The organism is Actinoplanes sp. NPDC004185 (assembly GCF_053603475.1).
The window spans coordinates 103,452-118,994 of the sequence record NZ_JBSGFR010000029.1 but is presented as its reverse complement, the minus strand read 5'-3'; the positions used below and the strand labels follow the sequence as shown (position 1 = coordinate 118,994).

At 71.8% G+C, this 15,543-nt stretch carries 11 protein-coding genes; 6 read left to right on the top strand and 5 right to left on the bottom strand.

The features are described from left to right. Nucleotides 1-103: 103 nt before the first annotated feature. Nucleotides 104-1,150, bottom strand: a complete 1,047-nt coding sequence (locus tag ACWEOZ_RS27885) for a DUF5937 family protein (RefSeq protein WP_451913624.1) — start codon at nucleotides 1,148-1,150, stop codon at nucleotides 104-106. A 99-nt stretch (nucleotides 1,151-1,249) separates the two neighbouring features. Between ACWEOZ_RS27885 and ACWEOZ_RS27880 the strand changes: the two genes are divergently transcribed. From ACWEOZ_RS27880 to ACWEOZ_RS27870, 3 genes are all read left to right on the top strand, one after another. Beyond that, complete coding sequence (locus ACWEOZ_RS27880; RefSeq protein ID WP_451913623.1) at nucleotides 1,250-2,359, top strand: MFS transporter; 1,110 nt, start codon at nucleotides 1,250-1,252, stop codon at nucleotides 2,357-2,359. A gap of 317 nt (nucleotides 2,360-2,676) precedes the next feature. Further along, the gene (locus ACWEOZ_RS27875; protein WP_451913622.1) at nucleotides 2,677-3,417 is read left to right on the top strand and encodes a hypothetical protein; all 741 of its coding nucleotides are present in this window, start codon (nucleotides 2,677-2,679) and stop codon (nucleotides 3,415-3,417) included. Between the two features lie 382 nt (nucleotides 3,418-3,799). Further along, nucleotides 3,800-6,058, top strand: coding sequence for a discoidin domain-containing protein (locus ACWEOZ_RS27870; RefSeq protein ID WP_451913621.1), 2,259 nt, complete (start codon nucleotides 3,800-3,802; stop codon nucleotides 6,056-6,058). Nucleotides 6,059-6,121: 63 nt separating this feature from the next. Here ACWEOZ_RS27870 and ACWEOZ_RS27865 read toward each other — a convergent pair whose 3' ends face one another. The 4 genes from ACWEOZ_RS27865 to ACWEOZ_RS27850 form a co-directional block, all read right to left on the bottom strand. Further along, the gene (locus ACWEOZ_RS27865; RefSeq protein ID WP_451913620.1) at nucleotides 6,122-7,702 is read right to left on the bottom strand and encodes an ATP-binding cassette domain-containing protein; all 1,581 of its coding nucleotides are present in this window, start codon (nucleotides 7,700-7,702) and stop codon (nucleotides 6,122-6,124) included. Nucleotides 7,703-7,709: 7 nt separating this feature from the next. Further along, entirely contained in the window at nucleotides 7,710-8,711 is a 1,002-nt protein-coding gene (locus ACWEOZ_RS27860) for an ABC transporter substrate-binding protein (RefSeq protein ID WP_451913619.1), read from the bottom strand. Beyond that, nucleotides 8,708-11,491: an ATP-binding protein gene (locus ACWEOZ_RS27855; RefSeq protein ID WP_451913618.1), complete on the bottom strand. Its 2,784-nt coding sequence runs from the start codon at nucleotides 11,489-11,491 to the stop codon at nucleotides 8,708-8,710. Before ACWEOZ_RS27855 ends, ACWEOZ_RS27860 begins: the two co-directional genes overlap by 4 nt. 66 nt (nucleotides 11,492-11,557) lie before the next feature. After that, nucleotides 11,558-12,370 carry an AraC family transcriptional regulator gene (locus tag ACWEOZ_RS27850; RefSeq protein WP_451913617.1) on the bottom strand — a complete coding sequence of 271 codons (813 nt, stop codon included), beginning with the start codon at nucleotides 12,368-12,370 and terminating at the stop codon, nucleotides 11,558-11,560. Nucleotides 12,371-12,379: 9 nt separating this feature from the next. Here ACWEOZ_RS27850 and ACWEOZ_RS27845 point away from each other — a divergent pair, with 9 nt between their 5' ends. The 3 genes from ACWEOZ_RS27845 (at nucleotide 12,380) to ACWEOZ_RS27835 (ending at nucleotide 15,543) form a co-directional block, all read left to right on the top strand. Next, nucleotides 12,380-13,276 (top strand): acyl-CoA dehydrogenase family protein, encoded by an 897-nt coding sequence (locus ACWEOZ_RS27845; RefSeq protein WP_451913616.1) that lies wholly within the window; start codon nucleotides 12,380-12,382, stop codon nucleotides 13,274-13,276. A gap of 70 nt (nucleotides 13,277-13,346) precedes the next feature. Then, nucleotides 13,347-15,047, top strand: coding sequence for a cholesterol oxidase substrate-binding domain-containing protein (locus tag ACWEOZ_RS27840; protein ID WP_451913615.1), 1,701 nt, complete (start codon nucleotides 13,347-13,349; stop codon nucleotides 15,045-15,047). Nucleotides 15,048-15,072: 25 nt separating this feature from the next. Then, nucleotides 15,073-15,543 carry a hypothetical protein gene (locus ACWEOZ_RS27835; RefSeq protein WP_451913614.1) on the top strand — a complete coding sequence of 157 codons (471 nt, stop codon included), beginning with the start codon at nucleotides 15,073-15,075 and terminating at the stop codon, nucleotides 15,541-15,543.

Below are 15,543 nucleotides of genomic sequence, written 5' to 3'. Positions count from 1 at the left end.
TCCGGATCGAAACGGCGACGTCAAGCACCGCCACTCCTTCCGGAGGTCTCCCTTTCGATCAAGACACCACGCCGAACATCAACAACGTCTGTGGTTAGTACATCTAGCGCAGCAGGACGGCGATCAGGTCGGTACCCAGCGCCGCCGTCACCGACAGATCCAGCTGGTGGCTGACGTAGCGACCGCGCCGAGTGGTCACCGTCAGGCCCGCCTTCTTGAGCACGGCCAGATGCCGCGAGACCTCCGGCGTGCTCAGATGCCACGCTTCCGCGAGCTCACCCGTGGTCCGCGGCCCACGCGCCAGGGTCCGGCAGAGCCTGAGCCGTACGGGATGGCCGAGCGCATCGATCCGCCGCTGCACCACGTCGAGCGGCACCGGATCTTCAGTCGCGGTGGGGTACTGCACGACCGGCCGGCGACCCCGCGCGTGCACGGTGAGCAGGTGCGGGCGGCCGAACGCCGTGGGGATGAAGGTCAGCCCGTCCTCGGCGCTGGTCCAGTTGTCCTGCAGTTTGTCCACCACGACGCGAGTCTCGGACAGCGTCATCGCCGGGGACATCGCCGCGAGCGCCGCGCTGAGTCCCTGCTGCTCGTACAGGTCGGCCATGCGCCGCGCGTCGACCGCGAGGGAGAAGGCGATCCGGCGCCACGCCTCACCGAAGAACTCCTCGACGCAGTCCTCCAGCAACTTTCGCACGCGTACCCGGACCGGGCCGGGATCGTCGAGCAGCTGGTCGGCGAAGGCGCCCTGGACCGGCCCGCGAGCCCGCGCGAGGTCTTTGAGCCGCTCCGGCTCGCTGCGGCGGAACGACAGCCGGGAGCATCCGCAGGTGGTGATGAGCGCGGCCGCCACGTAGTCCTCGTCGCTGAGCGCGTCGATGTCGTCGAGCTCCTCGGCCAGGGTCGCGCGCGGGTGGGCCGGCACCAGGAAGTCGGCGCGTGACGAGCTCCACAGGAACTCGGCCTCCAGCAGCCGGTCGGTGAACGACGGCTTGCACCCTGCCAGGACACCGGCGGCCCAGGGCTGCAGCGCCGGATGATGACCGGGCGCGGCCAGCACGTGCAGCATCGCGCCCAGCTCGGCCAATGGCGACGCGGCGAAGCGCAGGCGCTCGGCCGGCAGGCCGGTGATGTCGATGGTCAGGGCCACGTCGCCATTGTGGCGCCGGTTGCGCCGTACGCCCGCAACAGTTGACGCGAACCGTCAATCGGCGGGCCACCGCGGCCCGCGGGGCCGACGCTCGTCGGCATGTTCTCGCGTCGCTTCGCGGCCGCCCTGGCGGTCGATGCCCTCGGCTCCGGTCTGCTGCGGCCTTTTCTGCTGCTGTACGGCCTCAGCGTGCTCCACCTGCCGGCCCCCTCCGCCGGCCTGGCGCTGACCGCCGGTCTGCTCGTCGGGCTCGCCGGCATCCCGCTGCTCGGCCGCTGGATCGACGCGGGCGGCCGCCGGGCCCCGATGGCGGCGACGATGCTGATCCGCGCCCTGGGCATCGTGGTGCTGTTGCTGGGCCACGGCCTGCCCGGCTTCCTCGCGGCCGCGGTGCTGCTGGGCGCGGGCAACCAGGCCTTGCCGACCGCCCAGGCGGCGCTGGTCACCGCCCTGGCCGACGGCCCCGCGGACCGGGTGCTCGCGCTGGCCCGGACGATCCGCAACGCCGGGCTGGGACTGGGTGCGCTCATTGCTGTCGGGGCCGCGGACTCGCTGCGCCTGCTCGCCGCCGTCAACGGCATCGGCTACCTTCTCGCCGGCGCGCTCATCCTCTCCCTGCGGCGTCCCCGGCCGGCCCGGGCTCCGGTCGAGGACAGCGACGGCCTCGGCATCGGGCCCTTGTCGTGGCTGAACCTGCCCTACGCATTGTGCTTCGGCGTCCTGGAGGTCGCCCTTCCCGCGCTGCTGATCACCCGGATGGACGCGCCTGCGGCCTGGTCGGCGGCGTTGTTCGCGGGCAACACCGTGCTGGTCGTCGCGGTGCAGGTGCTGCTGGTCGTCCGGCTGCGCCGGCTGCCCCGCCGCAGCGTCCTGGCGGCCGCCGGCGTGGTCCTGGCCACGTCGTACCTCGGGTTCTGGGCGGCTGAGCCGGCGGGCCCGGCGGCGATCGCTCTGGTCGCGGTGCTCTACACCCTGGGCGAGATCCTGTACGCGGGGAGCGGCACCGTGCTCGTCGCGGCTGCGGCGCCGCCGGAGTTGCTCGGCCGGGCCCTGGCCCGCTGGCAGCTCTCCACCGGGTTGGGCAACGCCGCCGCTCCGGCCGTCCTGACGACGCTGCTGTCGGCCGGCCCGGGCCTGCTGTGGGTGACGCTGGCCGGGACGACACTGGCGGCGGCAGCCGCGGTCCGCCGCTGGGCTCCAGCCGGCTGAGTCGCCGCTCTGTCCAGTACGCGGCTGCGAACTCCTTGAAAGATCACCTCACTCACCCTGCGTAACGTTGCAGGCGCCGACAAAAGGCACCGGCAACCGGGCCGAGCGTATTCGCCGGATGGCTGACCGTAATTGCCGGGCCGGGTCCGTATTCGCCGAGCCAATGGTCTGCGACCTTCTGTAATCGTTTCGCGTTTCGCCGGTCAGGCAAAGATCAGAAATGCGCCGGAAATGCGGCTCGGTGTTGACGGGCAAGCGAAGATACAGCGGTGATCGATGAATCTTACGAGTGGGCCCAGCCGCCATCGCGATCGACCATGCGGTCGCACCGCGGGCCGGGCGGAGATCACTATTCAGTCGCTCGTCATCAATCCCGCCCGGCCGAGGAGTGTCCCGAGCGTGGGGGCGCGATCCAGGCTCTGGATCACGATGTTCTGGTCCGCCGTTCACTGGAGATCTCGTCCAGCTGCTTCACCACGATCATCGGCATCCTGCAGGGCGTCGCGCTGGCGATCCTCGCGGACAACACTTTCAACGATCCTTCTCCGCTGGCCTACTTCCACAGCGTGTGCCTGGCGTTGGTGCTGGTCGGCGTGTTCTACACGTACGTGAACATGAGCATCATGCTCCGCTGGGCGCCGTCCTTCCTGGACTCTTTCATGCCGTTCATGATCGCGGGACTGGAGATACCTCCCGCCTACTTCCTCGGTCAGGTGGCGGCGTGGAACACCTGGCTCGGAATGCTCTGGCTGGGCGCGGCGACCGGCTTCTACGTCAACATCAAATGGTCTCCGGCCTCGCACTTCGGCAAGGAGCACAAGGCGCACCGCATTTTCCACCGGATGTATCACGAACTGATGCTCACCTCGCTGGCCTGTGGGCTGGCCATGGGCTTCTTCGGTCTCGCCGCGCACCTTTACCCCGCCGCCGGCTCATGGCTGGGCGTCGCCGGCGTTGTCACGGTGCTGGCGACAATGGCGATATTCGTGGCTCGGTCGGAGATCGGGTCCGCGCAGATCCACGCCCGGTTCGGCGTCCACCGGCCACCTTTCAACTGACGGTTCGCCGGCCGCCGCGAGCAGCGGTCGATCGGGGGGCTGATGCCGTGCGCGCGTTCGGGCCGGCGGGCTCGCGCTCGGCCGGGCTGAGCGCGGCGTCGCGTTTGCGGGGCTGGTCGCCACCCTGACCGCCGCAGGCCGGACGAATCAGACGTAATGCCGGATAACAATTTTCTGGGAACTGTTTGCGAATTCATTCCGTTCAATCGACGGCCCGGATCGGCCCGCCGGCCGACACTTTGTTGCCGGGATATTGACGTGCTGCAACACGGAAGTAACAATTGCCGGAGAGCGCTCTCTGCTCGGTGCCGCACGGTCATCCCCCGCCCCGTCGTACGTCTGTCCCCACGGACGCGCGACAACCCGCCTGACAGGTAGGAACATGACATCCCCTGCACTGACGTCCCCGCCGCCCCCGAAACGCCGACACCGCGGGCGGGTGGTGCTCAGCGCCGTGCTCGCCGCGGCCCTCGGCACCACCGTCGTCTCGATCGCCTCCAACGCCAGCGCCGCGGACATCCCGGTGTCACAGGGCAAGACGGCCACCGCCTCCTCCGTCGAGAGTGCCGCCTTCACGGCGGCCGCCGCGGTCGACGGTGACGCCGGCACCCGCTGGTCCAGCACGTTCGCCGATCCCCAGTGGTTGCAGGTCGACCTGGGCACCACCCAGTCGATCAGCCAGGTCGTGCTGAACTGGGAGGCCGCGTACGCCTCGGCCTTCACCATCCAGACCTCGCCGAACGGCACCACCTGGACGAACATCACCCCGGTCACCGCGGGCAAGGCCGGCCTCCAGACCCTGAACGTCACCGGCAGCGGCCGGTACGTGCGGATGAACGGCACCACCCGGGCCACCCCGTACGGCTACTCGCTCTGGGAGTTCCAGGTCTTCGCCGGCGGCACCACGCCGACGCCCACGGTCACCCCGACCCCCAGCGGACCGGCCCTCCCCACCTCCGACACGCCTGACCTGGGCCCGAACGTGCGGATCTTCGATCAGGGCACGCCGGGGTCGACCATCCAGTCGGCCGTGGACCAGGCGTTCAACGCGCAGCTGCGCAGCCCGACCGCGCAGTTCGGCACCCAGCGCCACGTGTTCCTGTTCAAGCCGGGCAGCTACGGCCGGGTCTGGGCCAACGTCGGCTTCTACACCACGCTGGCCGGTCTGGGCCTCAACCCCGACGACGTGACGATCAACGGGGCGATCAACGTCGACTCCGGGTGGAACTACGGCGACGAGAAGAACGCGACCCAGAACTTCTGGCGCAGCATGGAGAACCTGTCGATCGTGCCCGAGGGCGGCACCAACCGCTGGGCCGTCTCCCAGGCCGCCCCGATGCGCCGGGTGCACATCCGCGGCAACCTGACCCTGGCGCCCTCGAACCAGGACAACGGGCAGGGCTACTCCAGCGGCGGCTACCTGGCCGACGCCGTGGTCGACGGCACCGTGTCCTCCGGTTCCCAGCAGCAGTGGTACACCCGCGACAGCCGGATCGGCCGCTGGGAGGGCGGCGTCTGGAACATGGTCTACTCCGGCGTCCAGGGTGCCCCGCCGAACGCGTTCCCGAACCCGCCCCACACCACGCTGGCCACCACCCCGGTCTCGCGGGAGAAGCCCTTCCTGTACGTCGACAGCGCCGGCCTCTACCGCGTCTTCGTGCCGGCCCTGCGGCGCAACTCCGCGGGCGCCAACTGGCCCAACACCGCCGGCGCGTCGATCCCGATGCGGGAGTTCTACGTCGCCAAGCCCAGCGACAGCGCCGCCCGGATCAACTCCGCCCTGGCCCAGGGCCTGAACCTGTTCTTCACCCCGGGCACCTACTCGCTCAACGAGACCATCCGGGTCACCCGCCCCAACACCGTGGTGACCGGCATCGGCTTCCCGACCCTGATCCCGACGGGCGGGGTCGAGGCCCTGAACGTCGCCGACGTCGACGGGGTCAAGGTGAGCGGTCTGACCTTCGACGCCGGTACGACCAACAGCCCGACGTTGATGAGTGTCGGCCGGGCCGGGGTCCACACCGACCACGCCGCCAACCCGACCAGCCTGCAGGACGTGTTCTTCCGCATCGGCAGCAGCGTGCAGGGCAAGGCCACCACGACCCTCGCCGTGCACAGTGACGACACGATCATCGACCACATCTGGGCCTGGCGGGCCGACCACGGCGGTGCACCGACCGGCTGGACGGTGAACACCGGCGACACCGGTCTGCTCGTCAACGGTGACGACGTCCTGGCCACCGGCCTGTTCGTCGAGCACTACCAGAAGTACGAGGTGATCTGGAACGGCAACCGCGGCAAGACGATCTTCTTCCAGAACGAGAAGCCGTACGACGTGCCCAACCAGGCCGCCTGGATCGGGCCCCGCGGCAACGGATACGCCGCCTACAAGGTCGCCGACGCCGTCACCGACCACGAGCTCTGGGGCGGCGGCTCGTACGCCTACTTCAGCGCCAACCCCAGCGTGCGGGTGGACCGGGCCTTCGAGGTGCCCAACCGGTCCGGCGTACGGCTCCGCAGCGTCCTCACCGTCTCCCTCGGCGACGTCGGCACCATCGCCAACGTCGTCAACGACACCGGCGGCCCCGTCCCCAACCCCGCCGGCAACACCACTCCGCGCAACGTCGTGGCGTACCCCTGATCCTCGATCCTGCATGCGACACCCGGCGGCCACCGGTGCGACCTGCACCGGTGGCCGCCGCCGTCAGGCGCCGCCGGCCTCAGCGAGGTCGGCCTGGAGGCGGTCGTAGAGGGCGCGGAAGTCGGCCCGGGCCAGCAGGGTCCGCTGATCGCGCGGTCGGCCGTACGGGACCTCCACGTCGGTCCGGACCCGACCGTCGGCGACGGTGACGACCCGATCGGCCAGGACCAGGGCCTCGGTGAGGTCGTGGGTCACGAACAGGACGGTCTTACGGTGTTCCTCGTTGTCCCAGATGTCGAGGAACATGTCACGGACGGACGCGCGCGTGAGGGCGTCCAGGGCAGCGAACGGCTCGTCCATCAGCAGCAGCTCAGGATCCGACGCCAGCGTCCTGGCCAGCGCCACCCGCTGGCGCATGCCTTGCGACAGCTGGGCCGGATATCGGTCAGCCGCCGCGGACAGCTGCACGAGATCGAGCAGCCGGCGGGCGCGTTCGTGCCGGACCTGCGCTGCCCTGTTCCGCAGCTCCAGGCCGAGCTCCACGTTGCGCCGGGCGGTGCGCCAGGGCAGGAGCGCGTCGCGCGCGAACATGTGGCCGACGTCCGCCCGTCCGGCCCGTGGAGGTCCGTCGAAGACGGTGATGTCCCCTGAGGTGATCGGGGTGAGTCCGGAGACGACGTTGAGCATGGTCGACTTACCCGCTCCGCTGGCCCCGACGATGGCGACGAACTGCCCGCGGGGGATGGTCATCGAGAAGTCGCTGAGCACGCGGTGCGGCGGCGACCCGCGCAGGGCGAACTCCACCGAGACCGAGCGGAACCGCACAGAACCCCGGCTTGTCCGCGGTGTCGCAGGCGCGCTTGCCGGCGCTGCGGGGGCGGGCCGGGTGCGGATATGAGCACGATCGGCGCGCTGCCACCCGAGCAAGGCGCCTTCCAGCGCGCCGACGAGCATGGTCAGGACCGAGGTGAAGATCGCGAGGATCATCAGGAGCGCGTAGACCGGGGCCATCGACAGCGTGGCCGAGTACGTCGTGATCAGCTGGCCCACGCCCGCCCGGGAGGCGATGATCTCGGAGCCGACCACGCCGAGCAGCGCGAAGACCGTGCCCAGCCGCAGCGCCGTGACGATGGCCGGGAGGGCGACGGGCACGTACAGCTTGCGGAACAGCTGTGACCGGGACGCACCCAGGACGAGACACACCTTGAGGTGATCGTCGTCGGTGCTGAGCACGCCGCTGCGCGCGTTCATCAGGAAGACGAAGAAGGCGATGCTGAACCCGAGGGCGATCTTGGAGCTCTGCCCGATGCCGAACGCGACCAGGAACACCGGCGCGAGGGCGATGCGGGGCATGCTGTTGACCGCGTTGAGGTACGGCGCCAGCACGGCCCACGTCCGGGGCAGCATGCCGAGCAGGACACCGAGCGGGATGCCGATAACGGCCGACAACGTGAGTGCCCCGAGGGCCGCGGTGATCGTCGACCACAGGTTCGGCCAGAGCACGCCGGAGTGGTGCAGCTGCAGCCCCGCGTCCCACACGGCACCTGGGCTGGGCAGCAGGACCGGGCTGATGACGCCGAGCTGGTGGACGAGATACCACAGCGCGATCCCGGCGGGCGGCACCGCGACCCGCCACAGCCACACGGCCCGATCATGCCGTCGCGCAGCCGTCGACCACATACTCGGAGAAATCCGGCGTCGTACGGTCGGGGGTGAACGCTGCCTGATGGCGCCAGTTCTCCTCGTTGAGAGCAGGGATGTCCACGACCGGGGTCTTGTACTGGTTCCACAGGCTTCTCGCCTGGTCAGGGTCCGCGCCGAGGCCGAGGTGGGCGAACGTCTCCGGCCCGGCGTCCGGCTGCTGCTCGAGTGCCGTGAAGCCCTGATTGAGGGCGTGACAGAACTTCAGGACCGTGTCGGGATGGTCGTCGGCCCAGCCGCAATTGGCGACGGCGACCGACTGCCAGAACTCGCCCAGCGGAGTGTCCGGGCCGGCGAGGTCCACCAGCTTGTCGAAGGCGGTGCCACCGGCCTTGAGATTGACCTCCAGCTGCGGGTACGACATCGACACGTCCACCTGCCCCGAGGCGAAAGCCGCGGCGGCGGCCGCGCCCCCACCGATCGCCACCCATCTGACGTCGGTGTCCGGGTCCAGACCGGCCCTGGTCAGCAATGACCGGAGCACGAGCTCCTGCGAAGCGCCGCGGGCAGCGACCCCGACGGCCTTTCCCCGCAGCTGGGTGAGAACCGCGGGGTAGGGCCGGGTGGTGTCGAGGTGGAGGCCGGTCTGCGCGATCACCCCGTAGGCCGCGCCCTGGGTCGGGCGGAGCACCCGGCCACAGGCGCCGTTGCTGATGGCCCCGTAGAGCTGCGCCGGGCCGAGGTTGGCCACGTCGAAGTCCCCGCTCACCAGTCCTTGCAGGATCACCGTTCCGGACGTCGCCCAGGTGGGCGAGAAGGTCAGCCCCTGCTGCGCGTAGAGCCCTTCCAGCTCGGCCACGGCGTACCCGGTGGCGCCCTGGTCCCGGACGCCCGCGAAGGAAACGGCCGTGGTCCGGCTCTGCTGGGAGCCGCCGCACCCGGCGGTCCACGGCATGGTCAACAGTGCCAGGAGCAGGACGACCCGGCGGAGGCCCGGCCGGATCGCTGTCACGCCGGCCCTCGCGCCGGGGCACGACTCGGCAGGGCGTCCCGGAGCCCGCGCCGCGAGGTGATCTCGAGCTTGGTGAACACCTTGCGCAGGTGCCACTCCACCGTGCGGGCGCTGATGAACAGTTCCCCCGCGATCTCCGGGTTGGTCCGGCCGTCCCGGGCCAGTCGCGCGATGTGCTCCTCCTGCGGGGTCAATTCCGTACGGTCGGCGACCTGCCGGCGACGCACGTGCTCCCCGGTCGCGAGCAGTTCCCGGCGGGCCCGTTCGGTGAAGCCGTCGGCCGACACCGCCATGAACATGTCGTGAGCGGTCCGCAGGTGTTCCCGGGCCTCGCCCCGGCGGTTCTCGCGGCGCAGCCATTCGCCGTACACCAGGTGGGCGCGGGCCAGCTCGCTGCGGACCCCGGCCCGGCCCAGCTGGTCGATCGCCTCCCGGAACAGGCGGTCGGCCGTGTCACCGTCGCTGAGCATGGCCCGCGAACGCGCCGCGATGCCCCGGCCCCAGCCGTGCGCACCGGGGTTCGCCGTGGACTCGAACTCCTCCAGCGCCGCGACGGCCACGTCTCGTTCCCCGCAGCGCACCGCGGCCTCGATGCGCTCGGGCAGCATCCAGGCGCCGACCAGCAGCCCGGGCGCCTTCGGGTCGGCCGGTTGAGCAGCCGCCATCGCCTCCGGATACCGTCCCGCACTGTTGTGCAGGATCGCGGTGCACCATCGGGCGTGGTCCACACCGAGCCCCTCACCGCGGCTGATCGCGTCCTCGGTGGTCGCCGCGAGCAGGGCGGACGCGCTCTCGGTCGGCCCCCGATAGCCGGCGAGCAGCATGGCCCCGTACGGCGCGATCCGGGTTCCCGTCGCCTCCGTGACCGCGTCGTGCTCGGCCGTCAGCCGGGCGGCCGCCTCGAAGTCGCCCCGCCACGTCGCGACGAGGGCCAGCCCGCTCAGGGGACTGGGCAGCACGGCCAGCGCGCCCAGCTCACGGGCGAGCCGGGCCTGCCGGCCGTTCACCGCGCTCCAGCTCTCCAGGTCCCAGACCGCCGCCGCAGCCGTCGCGGCCAGGGCTCCGTGGTGCAGCCAGTTCTCGACGGGAAGGTCACTGACGAGCAGGGCGCCCAGGGCCTCGCGGACCATCGGCTCGGCGGCCGCCCGGCCGTCGGTGGCCAGCACGAGCAGCGCTTCCAGGATGCGGCCGAACGGGCGCAGCGGAACATCCGGCTGCGGACCGGCCCGGCCCGCCCGGGCCACCTCGAGCAGTCCGCCGCCGGGCTTGGCGAGATGCCCGGCGAACATCGCGGCATTCCAGGCGTCCGAATAGGTCCGGCGCGACAGGGCCGTGTCCAGGCGTTCCAGGCGCCCGGCCGCGTTGACCAGCTGAAGGGGCGCATCGCCGCCGGCATCCGAGGCCGACGCCACCTGCCCGCGCAACAGCGCGATGCGCGCCCCGGCCAGTTCGTCCGGCTCCTCCGACTCGGCCGCCGCCAGCAGGGCCAGCGCGGTGTCGAACGCGCCGGCGCGAAGGTGCATCCGTACCGCCGCCAGCCGGCGCTCGAACCGTACGGCCGGCTCGAGGGTCAGGCCCGCTGAGCGTTCCAGTAACGCGGCGGCCGCGGCGAACCCGCCGCGGGCCTGGGCCCGGTCCGCACTTCGCTCGAGCTCCACCGCGACTTCCTCGTCGGGACCGGAGCTGGCCTGGGCGCGGTGCCAGGCGCGGCGATCCGCGTCGGCGACGGCGTCGAGAGCGTGCGCCAGCGCCTCGTGGGCCGCGCGGCGTTCCTCCACCGACGCGGATCGGTAGACCGCTGACCGGACCAGGGGGTGCCGGAACCGGACCTGGGCGCCGACCTCGAACAGGCCGTCGGTCACCTCGGGCCAGGCCGCGTCGAAGCCGATGCCGAGGCGGGTCGCGGCGCGCCAGACGGTCGTGGCGTCCCCGGTGCTGTCGCAGGCAGCCACCAGCATGAGCCGCTGCGTCGGTGCGGGGAGCGCCCGGATCCGTCCGGCGTAGTGGCTCTCCAGGCCCGCAGCCGTCCCGCCGGCCGTCGGCAGCCCGAACCCGGCGGCGAGCTCCGCGGTGCTCATGCCGCGGGGCAGCTCCAGCATGGCCAGGGGGTTACCGCTGGTTTCGGCCACGACCCGGTCCAGCACGCGCGGGTCGAGCCGGCCCGGCACCACGGTGGACAGCAGGGCCCGCGCGTCCGCACCGGACACGCCGCCGAGCGCCATCACCGGCAGGCCGGCCAGCTGACGCCGGTCCGCTCCCGGTCCGTCGTCACGAACGGTGAACACCATGGCCACCGACTCCGCGGCGAGCCGGCGGGCGACGAAACCGAGGATCTCGCTCGACGCCCCGTCCAGCCATTGCGCGTCGTCGACCAGGCACATCAGCGGCCGCCGGCCGGCCACCTCGGCGAGCAGGCTCAGGGTGGCCAGACCCACGAGGAAACGATCCGGTGCGGGGCCACCGGCGAGTCCGAACGCGGTGCGCAACGCTGACCGCTGGGGCTCCGGAAGGGCCTTGAGCTGGCCCAGCATCGGGGCGCAGAGGTGGTGCAGGCCGGCGTACGCCAGCTCGACCTCGGACTCGACCCCGGCGATCTGGGCGACCCGGAAGTGCGGGAGCGCTCGCCGGGCCACATAGCGCAGCAGAGCGGTCTTTCCCAGCCCGGCCTCGCCGCGGATGACCAACGCGGCACTCTGACCGGCTCGGACGGTCTCGCAGAGGCGGTCCAGCTCACGAAGCTCATCCTTGCGGCCGTGAAGCTGCACAGAGTCGCCGGACACCTGGCCAGCATAGTAGGAGATCCATCAGATGCAGCAGGGCAAAGAGGGGCAGCTCACGCCGCGATGTCAGGAGGTCATCCGGGTGCGGAACCGGCCCGGTGCGACGCCGAACCTGCGCCGGAACGCGTTGGCGAAGGCGTACTCGCTGGAGTAGCCGACCTGGCGGGCGATCGTCGCCAGCGGAGCCTTCGTCTCGCGCAGCAGCCGCGCACCGCGGTTGAGCCGCCACTCGATCAGGTAGGTCATCGGGGGCCGGCCGACCTGGGCCGTGAACCTGCGCTTGAAGACGCTGCGTGACATGCCGGCGATCTCGCCCAGCCGCTGGACGGTCCACCGCTGGTGGGGTTCGGCGTGGATCTCCCTGAGCGTGGCCGCGATACCGGCGTCATGCTCGCCCGGCCGGCTCTGATCGGCGACGTGCCGCAAGGCGTCGACCAGGACCAGGCCGACCAGCGCCGGCCGGGTCACCCCGGTGCCGGGAAGGTCCCGCGAGACCTCCGCGGTGAGCAGGTCGATGAGCGCACGCCGCTCCGGATGCCGGTGCGGGTCCAGCGGCGTGACGATGACCGGGGGTAGGTCGCGCAGGAAGCGGTGCAGCTGGCTGTGGTCCAGCCGGTAACAGCCCAGGATGACCTCGAAATCCGCCGGCCCGTGGCCGGAGCGGGCGGCCGGAAGTTCCAGCGGGGCCAGCCGGTGGATCGTGTCCTGGCCGGTGTGGCTGAGGCCGTGCGCTTTCCCGTACGGCACGAGCACCACATCGCCGGCCCGGAGCAGGAGCGGGCTGCCCGACTCGGTGACGAGCCAGCCGGTGCCGCGCAGGACGACGTGGAAGCCGAGCAGAGCCGCACGATTATGGTCGCCACCCCGCTCCGCTGGCACGGTTTCAGAGTGATCGACATTCTCCGGAAGAACGCGGCGGCGACCGAGGAACGGATGCGGCCCACCCCGGCCGGCCTGGCGGCCGTCCGGTCCGCGGGCGCCTTCCGTCTGGGCACACCACTGGCCTACGGCGGCTTCTTCTGCGCGGCCGGCGTACCGGCGGGACGGGGCACGATCGGCCCGGACGGGGTTCGGCTGACCGGCCGGTGGGACTACCTGTCCGGGTGCGAGGACGCCCGGTGGGCCTGTCTCGGGGCCATGGTCGACGACGCCTTCGCCATCACGGTGCTCCCCATGACCGACCTGACCATCGACCGCACCTGGCAGGCGGCGGGCATGCGCGGGACCGGAAGCCACACGGTCGTCGCCGACAACGTGCTGATCCCCTCGGCGCGGGTGGTGTCGGGCCCGCCGCTGCACTACCCGCCCGACACCAGGACGTTGCAGCTGTGGGGCCTCGGTGTGCTCGCACCGGTCGTGGGCGCGACCTTCGGTGCCCTCGACGTGGTCCGGGCCGTGTTCGCCTCGGACCGCAAGCCGTTCTTCACCTCGTACACCCGGATGGGCGACTCGCCCGGGGCCCGGCACCGGCTGGCCGAGGCCGCCATGCTGACGCAGCGGGCGGAGCGGACCCTGCTGGCGCTGGCCACCGCCGTCGACGCGGACTCCACGATCACCGACGAGCAGAGCAGCCGCATGGCTCAGGACCGCGCCGACGCGGGCGCCGACTGCCGGGCCGCGCTCGAACGCATGCTCGACCTGCACGGCGCGAGCGGGTTCCGCACGACCAGCGCGCTGCGCCGGTTCTGGCTGGACGTGTCGGTCGCGAGCCGGCACCCGCAGCTGAACCCGTACCTGGCCCTCGAGGCCTACGGCCGGGCCCTGACCGGCAGCGTCGCGCCGTAGCCGCGCCACCCCGGCTGAACCGCGGCTAGATCGACGTGCGGATGCCGGCAGGCGAGCACACGATGGTCGGATGACGCAGCCGTTGCCCCGCCGCCGGATGCTGACCGCTTCGGCCGGCGCGCTGGCTCTGGTCTGGATGCCGGTCCCCGGGGCTGCGGCGGCCGACGCCGGCTGCCCGGTTCCCCCGGACTTCCCGGCGGGCGTGGAGCACTACCGGCAGAGCTACCGCAACTGGGCCGGCGAGCTGCGCGCCGACGACGTCTGGACCGCGGTCGCCCGTACCCCGCAGGACGTGGTGACGTTGGCCAACTGGGCCCGTCGGCACGGGTTCGCGTTGCGGCCGCAGGGCTTCCGGCACGGCTGGGCGCCGCTGACCCTGACCGCCGGCACCGATTGCGCGAGCCGCGTCGTGCTCGTCGACACCCGCCGCCTCGACGGGATGGAGCTCGGCGGCCCGGGTGCCGAGCCGGGCTCCGTGACCGTCCGGGTCCAGCCGGGCGCCGCCCTGGAGACGCTGCTCGGCTTCCTGGAATCGGCCGGCTACGGCCTGACCGCCACCCCGGCGCCCGGTGACTTGTCGGTCGGCGGCGCCCTGGCGGTGGACGCCCACGGCACCGCCGTGCCGGCCGACGGGGAGGTCCGGCCGCCGGGCACCACCTACGGGTCGCTGAGCAACCTGGTCCTGCGGCTGACCGCGGTGGTGTGGGACCCGGGCGTCGGCGCCTACGTCACGCGATCCTTCGAGCGGACCGACCCGGACTGCGCGGCGCTGCTGACCAACCTCGGACGGGCGTTCCTCACCGAGATCACGCTGCTCGCCGGGCCGCTCGCGCGACTGCGCTGCGTGAGCAGGGTCGACATCCCGGCGGCGGAGCTCTTCGCGGCGCCCGGCGCCGGGGGACGCACCCTGGAGAGCTTCCTCGCGGCGACCGGACGGGTGGAAGCCATCTGGTTCGCGTTCACCGCCCGCCCCTGGCTGAAGGTGTGGAGCGTCAGCCCGCAGCGTCCGCCGGCGTCGCGCCCGGTCACCGGGCCCTACAACTATCCGTTCAGTGACAATGTCCCGTCGCCGGTGGCCGACCTGGCCGGGCGCATCCTGGCCGGGCAGTACGAGCTGGCCCCGGCGCTCGGCCAGGCGCAGTACGCGGCCACCGCGGCCGGGCTCCGCGCCACCGCCTCGGCCGACCTGTGGGGCGCGGCCAAGAACCTCCAGCTGTACGTGCGCCCGACGACTCTGCACGTGCACGCCAACGGCTACGCGGTACGGGTCCCACGAGCCGGCGTGCAGGCCGTCGTGCACGCGTTCACCGAGTTCTACACCGCACAGCTGCTGGCCCATGCGTCCCGGGGCAGTTTCCCGGTCAACGGGGCGGTGGAGATCCGGGTGACCGGCGTCGACGACCCGGCCGAGGTGGCCGTCCCCGGCGCGCAGGCACCGGCCCTGTCGGCGTTGCGGCCGGATGCCACCGGGCCGGCGGGGCAGGTGGCGGTCTGGTTCGATGTGCTGACGTTGCCCGGTACAGCCGGCGCCGACCGGTTCTACCGGGAGGTGGAGCGGTATCTCCTGGCCGCTCACCCGGGCACGCGGGTGGAGTGGTCGAAGGGGTGGGCCTACACCGACCAGGCGGCCTGGAGCGATCCCGACGTGCTCGACCGGGCCGTGCCGTCCTCGTTCGGCCCGGGCTGGGACGCTGCCGTTTCGACCCTGGACCGGCTGGATCCGGCCCGGGTGTTCAGCAATCCGTTCCTCGACCGGCTCCTGCGCTCCTGACGCCTCGCCCGGTTACTGTGCACGCGTGTCTGCGTCTGTGGATCTGTCGAGTCCGGCCCGGCGCCGGGAAGCGCTCCGGACGGTGGATGTCGAGGACCCCCGTCCCCGTCACGCACTGCTGCGGGAGATCTTCGACCTCGAAAGGACCTGGCGCGAAGGCGCGGACTACGGCGGGAGCGACGAGTTCGAGCAGATCTACCTGGCCGCCTTCCTGCTGTTCCTGATCGGCGATCCCGCCGACGCGCCCCGCCTGTACGCCGCGAAGTTCCGCACCGGCGACATGGATCTGGGTATCGGCTTCGACGCCCAGGCCATCTTCGGGGCGGGCCGGCAGGAGACGCTGCGATGGCTCTCGGCGAACGGGTACGCCGACGAGCACGCCCACCTCTCCGAGTGGTTGTCGCACTCGGAGGACCCGGGCATCGAGGACTGGGCGCGGCACGTCCGCGAGTACTTCTACTCCGCCGACGGCGTACTGCTGCTGGATGAGCTCTGA